The following is a 12051-nucleotide window of genomic DNA, read 5'->3' on the forward strand; positions in this document are numbered from 1 at the left end:
CTCCTTTTCCGGCATTACGGCGCGAGCACGGCGGGCAGCGAAAAGTACACGCGGCATTTTTCGCTGCCCTCGTTCTTTCCCGGCTCTCGGACGCCCATCTGGCCTTGGTGCTTAAGTACGATGATTTTGGCTATGGTCAGCCCCAAATCGCTTCTTTGCGCGCGATCCATCAGCAATGAGAAATTCGCCTGATCGATGCCGAGGCCGAAGTCGCTGATCGTCACGACGAGCTCACAGCTGCGCTTGTCCTTTATGCCTGCTTCACCGCCGGCTTTTGCCTCCTGCAGATCGAACCGCAGCCCGATGCGGCCGCCGGGAGGGGTATGCTTCATCGCATAAAATACCAAGTGACGCGTCGCTTGCTCTATACGGCTGGTATCGATGGAAAGCCTGACCCGGTCCGGATCCTCCGTTCCTTCGTACCGATCCAAACGGAGTTCGTAGCCGCAGCCGTTCACCTCGGCTTCGAGCCGATGCTCGAGCATGTTTTGCACATCGGCGAGCGAGCAATCGGCGTAATCCAGCATCGTTTGGCTCGACTCCAGCTTGGATATTTCAAAAAGCTCATCGACGAGCAGGTTCACATGAGTGATTTTATCGTGAACAAGATTCAAATAATGCGGCGTCGGCTTGATGATCCCGTCGAGCATCGCCTTTACGTAACCTTGAATCGAAGTCATCGGAGTGCCAAGCTCGTGCGAAATGTCGGTAATCAGCTGCCGCCGGGCTTGCTCCAGCTGGTTCAGCTGCTCGTTGACCCTCTGCAGCTCAAGTTCGTGTTCCTTCAAATGCTTCCCTTGAATATCGCTGATATTGAAAATTTTGATCGACATGCGAAGCAAACGTTCGTAATGGTTTACCAATTCGCGGAATTGTGGGGTCAATACGTTATCCGCGTGGCTCGGATCCAAAACCGTTCGTTTGGCTGACTTCAAAATCCCGATTTCCGTTTCGAATACTTGGCGGCTCGGTTTGCTGTTCATCCGTTAGTCCTCGCGAAGAAATATAATTTCAAAGGGCAGCTCCAGATCTTCCTTAAACTCTTCCGCACACTCGATTTCGCTTTCGTTATCTTCACGGCAGAACCACTGGATCCGCAGCTTTTTCCCTTGCAGGTGCGCGTCGTTAAAGCGGTCCAGGAGCATCATGATGCATTTGGCGCTGCTTGTGTTGATGTACGGGAAGTTCAGCACGATGCTCACTTCCTCGGAACCGAGCGCTGCGATATATCGATCGACCCATTCGAAAACAGGCTCGTAAAATTTAAAGGCATTTTCCGGATAAGACTGTCCTTTTAACGACAGCACGCTGCTTTGCGGATCAAAGCGGACCTCCGGCGTACTCTTGGTTGCTTCGACATACAGAGTTTCCATTCTCTTTCCCCCTGACTCTATACTTCCGCCCTTAATGTAAAAAAGGAAACCTTGTCGTCTATGCCGGCAATCGAATATTCGAGTGGCCGGCTCGCCTTGCGGGCCATATCGATAAGACCGATGCCCGCCCCTGCGCTGTCCGCCGGAGGCGATTGCTTCAGCTTCGTCTTGTAAAGCGCCTTGAGCTCCGCCTTGCCGAGAGGCTGAATTTCGTCGAGCGCAGCTTTCAGCCTGCCGATATCCTCGTTGCCGATCCGGTTGCCGGAGCAAACGTAATTGCCGGTTTCCGTCTTGCCGATCGTAACGATGCACGAGTGGGCGATTTGTTCGTACAGATCGGCTCCTTCCTTGCTGTTGCAATAATTTTTAATATTTTGCGTCTGCTCGATAAAAATCGAAAAAATATCGTAAACGTCCGCCTTGAGACGCTCCTCTGTCTCCAAATACTTTTTGACCGCCTCTCCGAGCTCTTCAATAATGCCCTGAGTCAGTTTTCCCGTAAAGCAGATCAAAAGTCCCTTGCTTGCCAGCTCCGTTTGCAGCTTCAACAATTGACCGTCCATCGATGCCGTCCTCCTTAGAAATCCAACCGCCTGATCTGATATTACCATCAGATGACGGTGATTTCGTTAAAATTAACATCAAATTCTCTTAAATTTAGTTTAACTGGCCTTCGGCCGCAAAGCCCGCATTAAACTTGTAGCCGATTCCGCGAATGTTTTGAATGTAACGGGGAAAGGACGGATTGCTCTCGATTTTTTTCCGGATGCTGCTGATATGCACGAGAACCGTGCGGGTATCGGAGTTGCTTTCCGCCCCCCAAATGTTGCGGTACAGCTCTTCGGTCGTGAACACCTGGTTCGGATTTTGCGCCAAAAAGACGAGAAGCTGCATTTCCTTCGCCGAAAGAGCCACTTGGGTATCGCCCACAAAAACGCAAAATTGCGTCAAATCGATATCCAGTCCCTCGAAGGAAAGCAGTCTTTTCTTATCCTGCCGCTTCTCCGCATGCCAGGTGCGGTGAAAAATCGGCGCTCTGCGCAAATTCGCCTGTACCCGGGCGACCACGACGACCGGATCGAACGGTTTCGTGATGTAATCGTCGCCGCCGAGCTCCAGCCCTTGGACAACGTCGTCGGAATCTTTGCGGCAGCTGATAAAAATAATCGGGATGTTCGACACTTTGCGGATTTGCCGGCATACCTCGAAGCCGTCCATTCCCGGCAGGTGAATGTCGAGCAGCACGAGTTCCGGTGCCGTTGCTTCGAACAGACGCAGCCCTTCCGCACCGTTATCCGCGACGACGACCTCATAGCCGCTGCTGTTTAAATAAAGCCGGATGAGCTGGCGAATTTCCGGGTCGTCCTCGACAAGAAGCAATCGTTCTTCTGACATCTACTCTACCTCCAGAGGCAGCAGCTCGACCGGCAGCGTGAAATGAAACGTGCTTCCTTTGCGCAGCACGCTTTCCACGCCGATCGTTCCGCCGTGATAAGTTATGATTTCCTTGGCAATGGCGAGCCCGAGTCCGGTTCCTTCGCTGTTCGCATGCTCCGGCGCGCTGCCTTTGTAAAACCGGTCGAAGATATGCGGAACCGCTTCCGGCGCAATTCCGATGCCCGTATCGGAAATGCGGACAACCAGCTCCCACAGCGATGCTCCCGGGGCCCGCATCAGCTCGCCCGAGATGCGGATGAGCCCGCCGGGTGCGGTAAATTTCGTCGCATTATACACAATATTCCCGACCACCTGCTGAATCCGGACCGGATCGATCGTCAGCAGCGCCAACTGGTCGGCCGGCAGGCCCGAGATCTCCTCCATCTCGAAGCGAATGTTTTTCTTCTCGACGTCGTACTGGAATTCACGGAAATATTGCTCGAACAGATCCTCTGCAGCGACCTCGCACGTCTCAAACTTCGCTTTGCCGGACTCCAGCTTCGACAAGTCGAACAGATCCTGGGTAAGCCGGTTGACCATAAGCACCTTGTCATAAATCATACTTATGTATTTGCGGTCCTGGGGCTGAATGACGCCGTCGAGGAGCGCCTTGATGTATCCTTGCACGGCGGTCATCGGAGTGCCGATCTCATGGGAAATGTTCGTCAAAATCACTTTGCGGACCGCCTCCATCTCCTTCAGATGTTCGTTGGCTTCGCGCAGCTGCATGTTGCTGAGCTCAAGCGCTTCGGTGCGTTCCCGGATTTTATCCTCCAGCGTCGCGTTGACGTCTTTAAGCTCCACGGACATGTTTTGGACCATATAATAGGCGTTCGTATATTTGAGCGCAACGACCATCGTCTGTACGAACAAAAAAATAAAAACGCCGTACGGAACAAAATCCACCGAAGAGATGACGTGATTGTAATAGAGCACGTCGTTGATGACCGACGCAAACATGATGAGCGTCCCGGCCCCGTTCAGCAGCGCTCCCTCTCTTCTTCGCTTGACGGCCAGCATAAACACGTAAAGCAAATAACTGAACAAGAGCACCGTGAACGCTTGGTAAGCCAGCATCGTCCTCGTGTATACGATTGCCGGAAACAGCAGCACAACAAGCGAAAACAGCGCCCCAACCGCCAGAGAAACGTTAATCAGCCTGCGGTTTGCATCCTGCGGGTACAGCTTGCGCACATACCAGCCGAACAGCGGAACCCCGACGTAAGGAGCCAAATATTCCAGCTTTACCGCAACTTCCCAATCGAGCCCCGGCCAAAACCGCACAAGCAGCGTATCTCCGAGAAGCAGCGTCCGCAGCGCAAGCAGCGCACAAAACAAGCCGATAAGCAAACTTAACGTATCGAATTTCCTTAGCATGAACAAGCCGAGGTGATAAGCTCCGAGCGTAAGAAGGCCGATGGCAACGACAAGCTGAGAGGCGATATTTTTTTCCCGCTGAAACATGATGTCGCTGCTGTTGCCCAGCATGAGGGGGGTCCATAACCCGCCCTTGCGCTGCACGTAGTTGGACACCTGTATGACGAGTTCGTTCGCTCCCGGCCGCGGATGGAATTGAACGGTTTTGGCGACTGTTTTCGGCTTCATCGTGTGGGGATCGGTGCCTACTGTCCCGACCTCGGCGGCCAGCTCCCCGTTCACCCATAACTTATAAGCGGTAGCAATCGCAGGTATGTATATTGATTTAACGCCCGGATCTCCCTCGCCCAGCTTCAGATCGAGCCGGTATGTCGCATAGCCGAGATTGTCCGGTGCGGGATCGCCGGGAGCGCCGCTCCCCCATACATGGGGCACCTTCGCCAGCTTCGGTTCCGGAACGACTGCGCCCGCTGCGGAAAAATCGTTCGGTTCAAGGAGAGCATGCCAATAAAACTGCCACTCGCCGTTCAGATAAATCATACCCTGCCCGGAAAAATTCCAGCCCGCCGCATCAAGCGTTCCTTGAACGGCTGCCGGCCCGGATTCCCGAACCTCTTTGGCGGCGGCTGTCAGAGGGAGCCCCGTCAGCAAGCAGCAAACCATCGATATTGCAATAATCCATTTGTTCATACTAGTAGTCCCTTAGACAGTAGTGGGTATGTTCATATAAATCATACCAAATAGGTCAGAGGCCGTGAAGTGACAAATTTCGCGAATTATGACACTAGTACGAAAGCTGTGATAAGTCATTTTTGAAAATGGGACCTGAGTAAGAATTTGCGATCATTTAGAGGAGTGGTCCGGGCAATATTGGAAATTTGCTGCCGGGGAAAATGAAACGGATGCCCGTCCGGAAAAAACGACCGGCAGGCATCCGTATGGAAGTAATAGGTAAATTGGCATCTACAGCTTGCCGAGCGAATAAGAGCACATGAGCAGCAAAATGACGGTAGTGATTGCGGCCAGGCGCAAAAACGCGTGATCTCTAGGCACGGGAAAATCTCCTTTGTCGTGTTTTCCCTATCGTACCTGAGAAATCTTACGAATTTACCCGTGCAAATCTTACGAATTTATTAATTTTTACCGGTCAAACGTCAGCCTTCCGTCCCCGTGTATCGGTATCGCCTCGCCCAAGTAGGTCGGCTGTGGCTTAAGTACGTACCTGTCCCGATCCGAAAAAAAGGTTCCGCTCCACAAGGAAACAGAACCGTCTTATGTATGAGTCAAGTCATATTCGGGCAAGGCAATCCCGGCGGCTACTGCTCCCGCAAATTTTTGGTCGTCACCGACTCGCCGCCGATGCCCCAGTTATCCGTATCGATTTCGTCGATAATGACGACCGTCGACTCCGGCTTTTTGTTCAGCACGTTTTCCAGCAATTCCGTCACACCTTTGATGAGCTGCTGCTTCTGATCGGCTGTCGCGCCTTTTTTGGTGATCTTGATATTGACGTATGGCATTGTTTAAATCTACCTCCATCCGCGGGTGGGCTAGTCTTTCCGAGAATTAATTGTAACGCACCCGCCGGAAAAAAGCACGCGAAACGAAATACGAATCTGCTGCACACCGATTATCCATGGTCCTCATCAGTTTGCCGGGCTAACGACATGGATCGGCTTCCCCTGCAAAAACGCCTTCGCGTTTTGCACGGCCAAGTCCATAAGCCTGGCCCGGGCTTCCTTGGTCCCCCAGGCTATATGCGGGGTAACGATGCAGTTCTTCGCCCCGATCAGCGGGCTTCCCGCCTTCGGCGGCTCCTGCGCCAGCACGTCCAACGCAGCTCCGCCAATCCGCCCTTCGTTCAGCGCCTCCGCCAAATCCTCCTCCACGATGAGCGCTCCGCGCGCGGTGTTGACGAGCAGCGCGCTTGGTTTCATCAGCTGGAGGGTTTCGCGGCGGATGAGCCCCTGCGTTTCCGGCGTTAGCGGGCAGTGCAGGCTGATCACATCGGCTTCACCCAGCAGCCGCTCCAGCGGCACGGCCCGGACATAGGCGGCGAACTCCGCCGGAAGCGGTTTGCCGCGGTCCGGAACGAAGGCGTTCATGCCGAACGCGGAGGCGATTCGCGCCACCTGCCGCCCGATGGAGCCGAAGCCGACGATGCCCATCGTTTTGCCCGCCAGCTCGGTCAACGGCGACTTCATGAAGCACCACTCGGCGCTGCGCTGCCATTCCCCCGCGTTTACCGCTTCGCCGTGCAGACCGACCCGGTTGCACAGCTCCAGCAGCAGCGCGAACGCATGCTGGGCCACCGAATTCGTTCCATAGCCCGGGATGTTGGTAACAACGACTCCCCGCTTCGCCGCCGCCTGCACATCGACCACATTATAGCCGGTGGCCAGCACGCCGATATACCGAAGTCCGGGCAGCGATGCGAGGGCCGCCTCGTCCAGCACCGTTTTATTGGTGAACAGCATATCGGCTCCCTGCGCCCGCTCCGGCAGCTGCCCGGGGGCGGTACGGTCGTATATGACCGTTTCTCCGAGCTCCGCAAGCCCGCTCCAGCTTAAATCCCCCGGATTTAAAGCATATCCGTCCAAAACGACGATTTTCACTCTGCTTCTCCACCTTCCGGCCAAGCGTTACTATCATTATGAGCTATGCCGGCCGGCGGTTCAAGGAAAAAGGAGACAATGCGCCGGTTTCACGCCAAGGTTATCTTGCTCCATCGTACGCGGCGAGAAGACGGTGGTAAATAAACTCGACAACGCCTACGGAGACGGCCAAAATGGCGAGGTCGGTCATGGTCAAAGTCCAGTCCATGAAATCGGCAGCCGCCCACAGAAAGAAGAAAGCGAGCCCGGCGTCCGCCACACTGGCGACCAGATTGTTCGAATTTCGTAAAATCACCTGGTCTCCGAGCCAATACGCGATCACGCAAAGCAATACGGCGGACACGGCCGCCTGGACGAATGTAGCCTCCGAAAGCCAGAGCAGCATCGGGACGACGATAATTCCGTTCATGACCAACTTTATGAGAAATCTCATCAAGGTTCATCCTTTCCTGCAAAAAGGTGTTTGCCTTGATTAGGATTCCCAATTCGCCCGACGATCAATCAAACGGAAAGGATGCGTTCGAAGATCATGCGTTCATTTTGCGCGCTTCGGTTGGGAGGCTCCGGCAGCATGCCGCTTTTTTTGAAAGAATACCAAGGAAAAGATTAGGTTTGGAAACTTTGATTGCATGTACGCATAGATACGGGCAGGCTAACGGTCGCCATCGAGCTTATTTGGCTCAAAAGCGTCATTTTTGACCTGTAACGGTTGTGGCAGAGCTTATTTCTCATCTAGCACCCCTCAAAAAGAGGAAAGTTCACAAATAACCACTCTGGCAACCGTTATCGTTCTGATGTCACTCATTTGGCCCATATAAGCTCACCTGCAACCGTTACAACATGTAAATGTTGTGCTCAGTTATTTAGTAAGAAGTTCCTTGAAAAAATCCGTCTCTTGATCGAATCAAGAAACGGATTTTTTTGTATGTTCGGACCCACACCCGGCAGCTCCGGCCGCGGCTTACGAACTTGTAATGAACTCGAGAGTCACTATTATCGTCAACGGACTGCTCTTCAAACAAAAAATAAAAAGCCCGGGAGGCCGTCGTTTCGGCCCGCCGGGCATATCTTATATATGAATCGGCTGGCCAAGTCCCACTTCCGAAGCTTCCATCACCATTTCCCCGAGCGTCGGGTGCGCATGGATCGTGAGCGCGATATCTTCCAGCGTTGCGCCCATCTCGATGGCAAGGCCCAGCTCCGCAATCAGGTTCGACGCTTCCGAGCCGACGATTTGCGCGCCGAGCAGAAGACCCGTCTCTTTATCGCCGACCAGCTTCACAAAGCCCTCCGGCGAGTTCATCGACAGCGCACGGCCGTTCGCCACGTACGGGAATTTCCCGATTGCGACCGTGTGGCCGGCTGCTTTCGCTTCCGTTTCGCTGAGGCCGACGCTGGCGATCTCCGGATCGGAAAACACGACGGCCGGGATGCATTTGTAGTCGATTACGCTAGGCAGTCCGGCGATCGACTCGGCAGCGACCTTCGCTTCGTACGACGCTTTATGCGCCAGCGCCGGACCTGCGACGATGTCTCCGATCGCATAAATGTGCGGGATGCTCGTCTGGCATTTCTCGTTGATTTTGATCAGGCCGCGCTCGCCCATCTCCAGGTTGATCAGGTCGAGGCCGAGCTCTCCGTCCGTATTCGGACGGCGTCCGACCGTCACCAGCACGTAGTCGGCGGTCACTTTCTTCTCTTCGCCTTTTACGGTGTAAGTGACCGTCACATTGGAGTCGGTTTTCTCGCAGCTTTGCGCCAGCGCTTCAGTGACGATGTCGACGTTTTTGTTCTTCAGTCTGGCTGCCACCAGCTTCGTCAGTTCTTTCTCGAAGCCCGGCAAAATATGGTCCGATCCTTCGAGGATCGTTACCTTGGTGCCGAACTTCGCGTACGTTTGGCCGAGCTCGACGCCGATGTAGCCGCCGCCGATCACGATCAGGCTTTGCGGAATCTCCTTGAGGGAGAGCGCTTCGGTCGAGGAAAGGATTCTTCCTCCGAACGGGAACGCCTTCAGTTCGATCGGGCGGGAGCCCGTCGCGATGATGCAGTGGTTGAATTTGTAACGCGCCGTCTCGTTGTCGTTAAACACGCGGGCTTCATGCTCGTTGATGAACAGCGCTTCGCCGTTAAACAGCTGCACTTTGTTTTTCTTCAGCAGGGCGCCGATGCCGCGTTTTCCGGTCATTTGCTCAATGATGCCGTCTTTCCACGCCTGCACCTTGGAGAAATCCACCTTCACGCCTTCCGCCGTGATGCCGATCTCGGAAGATTCGTGCGCCGCCTCGTATTGATGGGCCGCAGAAATGAGCGCTTTGGAAGGAATGCAGCCGCGGTTCAAGCAGACTCCGCCGACGGTGTCTTTTTCCACAAGCAGTACGCTTTTGCCGAGCTGGGCGGCTTTGATCGCCGCCACATATCCGCCGGGTCCCGCGCCGATGACCAGCACGTCGATTTCTACAGAAGCGTCTCCTACAACCATCGCTTACACCTCCATAACGAGAAGCTCAGGATCAGCCAGCAGCTGTTTGATATAGTTCAAGAAATTTTGTGCCGTTGCGCCGTCGATGATGCGGTGATCGTAGCTAAGCGACAGCGCCATGACCGGAGCGATGACGATTTCGCCGTTTTTCACGACCGGCTTCTCGGAGATGCGTCCCGTACCGAGAATCGCCACTTCCGGGAAGTTGATGACCGGTGTAAAGAACATGCCGCCGGCCGAACCGATATTGGTGATCGTCAGCGTGCCGCCCTTCATTTCGTTCGGGCCGAGTTTGCCTTCGCGGCCGCGGGTTGCCAAATCCTTGATCGCACTGGCGATCGTCCAGATGTTTTTGCGGTCGGCGTCGTGGATGACCGGAACGATAAGGCCTGCATCCGTATCGGTGGCGATGCCGATGTTGTAATATTTCTTGTATACAATTTCGTTCGTCTGCTCGTCGATCGTCGCGTTCATGACCGGGAACTGGCGGGCTGCCGCGACGAGCGCCTTCACGATGAACGGCAGGTACGTCAGCTTGACGCCTTTCTTCTCGGCGACCGGCTTCGCTTTTTCACGCAGCGCGACGAGCTGGGTGACGTCGACCTCGTCCATATGCGTCACGTGCGGCGCCGTGTACACCGACTTGACCATGGCGCTTGCAATCGCCTTGCGGATGCCCTTCAGCGGCACGCGCTCCTCGGTGCGGTCGCCCATAGGCGCCGCGGCCGCTTGCGCTGCCGGTGCCGCTGCGGCTTCGGCCGCCTCGGCAGGCGCCGCTGCTGCGGCTGCGCCGCCTCCGGCCGCGAACGCGAGCACGTCCTCGCGCGTGACGCGGCCGTTTTTGCCGGTCGCGCGCACCTGCGCGAGCGGCACGCCTTTCTCGCGTGCGAGCTTGCGCACGCTCGGGGTGGCAAGCACGAGCTGCGCCGTGCCTGCGCCTTCTTGCGCCGCCGGCGCGGCTGCGCCTGCGAGCGGCGTCTCGATTTTCGCAGCGGCTACGTTCGCTGCGACTGCGCTGCCCACCGGCTCGACCGCTGCCGGTGCCGGGGCTGCCGCCGGCGCGGGAGCGGCCGGTTCGGCGTGTCCGCCGCCATGGCCGCCGTGCGCCTGCGCCGGAATTTCGCCTTCGGCGTCGATGACGGCGATGACGTCGCCGATCGTGCACACCGTGCCTTCGCTTACTTTGATCTCTACGATTTTGCCCGCTACCGGGGAAGGCACTTCAACGACCGACTTGTCGTTTTGCACTTCCATGATGATCGTCTCATCATTGACCGCATCGCCGGGCTTTACATGCCACTTGACGATCTCCCCCTCGTGAATGCCTTCGCCGAGCTCGGGGAATCTATATTCGAAAATCGCCACGATTCATGACCTCCTTGATTAGTGACCTGAGCCTATTCCCTGCGTCCTCGCCGGTAAGTATGTTCCTGCTGCACAAGTTCTCCCGCCCTATCGACCAGAAGCGGGGTATGACAAGTTTTAAAGACGAACGACAAGTTCTTAAAAAAATAGAGGAACTGAGGTTCGTTATCTATGCTCATTGCCGTTCCTTTCGGAAAATAGCGGAACTAGGATTCGCTAAAAGCCACTTTTGTTAGCACAAAGCTCGATTTTCCGACAAATAGCGCACCATGGTTCCGCTATTTCTCCGGCGGAGTCCGTTTTCCATCAAATAGCGCACCATAGTTCCTCTATTTCCGGCGGAGTCCATTTTCCATCGAACTGCGCACCGTGGTTCCGCCTTATTTAACCGCCACCCGCAGCCGCCTGTAGGCGCTCGATTAAAAATCGAGCACTTTGTTCAAACCGGCGATGACGGAAGCCGGGCTAGGCAGCCATTGATCTTCGATCTGCGCGAAAGGATACACCGTATCCGGCGGCGCTACGCGCAGCACCGGAGCTTCGAGGTGCAGGATCGCCTTCTCGTTGATCTGCGCGATCACTTCCGCAGCGACGCCGGCTGATTTTTGCGCTTCCTGCACGACGATAGCGCGGTTCGTTTTCTTGATCGACTCGACGATCGTGTCGATATCGAGCGGCATCAGCGTGCGCAGGTCGATAACTTCGACTTTCACGCCGCGCTGCTTTTCGATCTCTTCCGCTGCTTTGAGCGACGTATGAACCATCGCGCCGTACGTGATGATCGTGACGTCTTTACCTTCGCGAACGACGTTCGCTTTGCCGATCGGCACCGTGTATTCGCCCTCCGGCACTTCGGCGCGGAACGAACGGTACAGGTTGAGGTGCTCCATAAAAAAGACCGGATCGTTGTCGCGGATGGCCGAGATCAGAAGGCCCTTCGCGTCATACGGGTTGGAAGGCACGATGACCTTGATACCCGGCGTCTGCACCATAAGCCCCTCGAGCGGGTCGGTGTGCAGCTCGGCCGCTTTAACCCCGCCGCCGAACGGCGTGCGGAATACGATCGGAGCTTGATAACGGCCGCCCGAGCGGTAACGAAGACGGGCAGCCTGCACGCAGATTTGGTCCATCGCTTCGAAAATAAATCCGACAAACTGGATTTCCGCCACCGGACGGAAACCTTGCACCGCCAAACCGACAGCCAAGCCGCCGATCGCAGATTCAGCAAGCGGCGTATCGAATACGCGCTCTTCGCCGAATTCGGCCTGAAGACCTTCCGTCGCACGGAATACGCCTCCGACCTTACCTACGTCTTCCCCGAACAAAAGCACGTTCGGATCGCGCTGCAGCTCTACGCGCATCGCGTCCTTTATCGCTTGAATCATTGTCATTTGTGCCATGA

At 55.4% G+C, this 12051-nt stretch carries 11 protein-coding genes; all 11 read right to left on the reverse strand.

Going from position 1 to position 12051, the window contains the following annotated elements; translation table 11 throughout:
• Window positions 1–14: 14 nt before the first annotated feature.
• The 11 genes from MYS68_RS18685 to MYS68_RS18735 all read right to left on the reverse strand — a co-directional run bounded on the left by MYS68_RS18685 (window position 15) and on the right by MYS68_RS18735 (window position 12049).
• Window positions 15–983, reverse strand: coding sequence for a sensor histidine kinase (locus MYS68_RS18685; RefSeq protein ID WP_248927293.1), 969 nt, complete (start codon window positions 981–983; stop codon window positions 15–17).
• Window positions 984–986: 3 nt separating this feature from the next.
• Complete coding sequence (locus tag MYS68_RS18690) at window positions 987–1373, reverse strand: DUF1987 domain-containing protein (protein WP_248927294.1); 387 nt, start codon at window positions 1371–1373, stop codon at window positions 987–989.
• Window positions 1374–1390: 17 nt separating this feature from the next.
• Entirely contained in the window at window positions 1391–1936 is a 546-nt protein-coding gene (locus MYS68_RS18695) for a SiaB family protein kinase (RefSeq protein WP_248927295.1), read from the reverse strand.
• Window positions 1937–2030: 94 nt separating this feature from the next.
• Entirely contained in the window at window positions 2031–2768 is a 738-nt protein-coding gene (locus MYS68_RS18700) for a response regulator transcription factor (RefSeq protein ID WP_248927296.1), read from the reverse strand.
• Window positions 2769–4877 carry a sensor histidine kinase gene (locus tag MYS68_RS18705; RefSeq protein WP_248927297.1) on the reverse strand — a complete coding sequence of 703 codons (2109 nt, stop codon included), beginning with the start codon at window positions 4875–4877 and terminating at the stop codon, window positions 2769–2771.
• Between the two features lie 626 nt (window positions 4878–5503).
• Window positions 5504–5707: a tautomerase family protein gene (locus MYS68_RS18710; protein WP_248927298.1), complete on the reverse strand. Its 204-nt coding sequence runs from the start codon at window positions 5705–5707 to the stop codon at window positions 5504–5506.
• 126 nt (window positions 5708–5833) lie between these two features.
• A complete protein-coding gene (locus MYS68_RS18715; protein WP_248927299.1) occupies window positions 5834–6802 on the reverse strand; it encodes a D-2-hydroxyacid dehydrogenase in 969 nt (322 codons plus the stop codon).
• Window positions 6803–6902: 100 nt separating this feature from the next.
• Window positions 6903–7235: a DUF2512 family protein gene (locus MYS68_RS18720; protein ID WP_248927300.1), complete on the reverse strand. Its 333-nt coding sequence runs from the start codon at window positions 7233–7235 to the stop codon at window positions 6903–6905.
• A 636-nt stretch (window positions 7236–7871) separates the two neighbouring features.
• Window positions 7872–9284 carry a dihydrolipoyl dehydrogenase gene (lpdA, locus tag MYS68_RS18725; RefSeq protein ID WP_248927301.1) on the reverse strand — a complete coding sequence of 471 codons (1413 nt, stop codon included), beginning with the start codon at window positions 9282–9284 and terminating at the stop codon, window positions 7872–7874.
• A 3-nt stretch (window positions 9285–9287) separates the two neighbouring features.
• Window positions 9288–10649: a dihydrolipoamide acetyltransferase family protein gene (locus MYS68_RS18730; RefSeq protein ID WP_248927302.1), complete on the reverse strand. Its 1362-nt coding sequence runs from the start codon at window positions 10647–10649 to the stop codon at window positions 9288–9290.
• Between the two features lie 419 nt (window positions 10650–11068).
• Complete coding sequence (locus MYS68_RS18735; RefSeq protein WP_248927303.1) at window positions 11069–12049, reverse strand: alpha-ketoacid dehydrogenase subunit beta; 981 nt, start codon at window positions 12047–12049, stop codon at window positions 11069–11071.
• Window positions 12050–12051: the final 2 nt, after the last annotated feature.

It is taken from the genome of Paenibacillus hamazuiensis, from assembly GCF_023276405.1.
Classification (GTDB): domain Bacteria; phylum Bacillota; class Bacilli; order Paenibacillales; family NBRC-103111; genus Paenibacillus_AF; species Paenibacillus_AF hamazuiensis.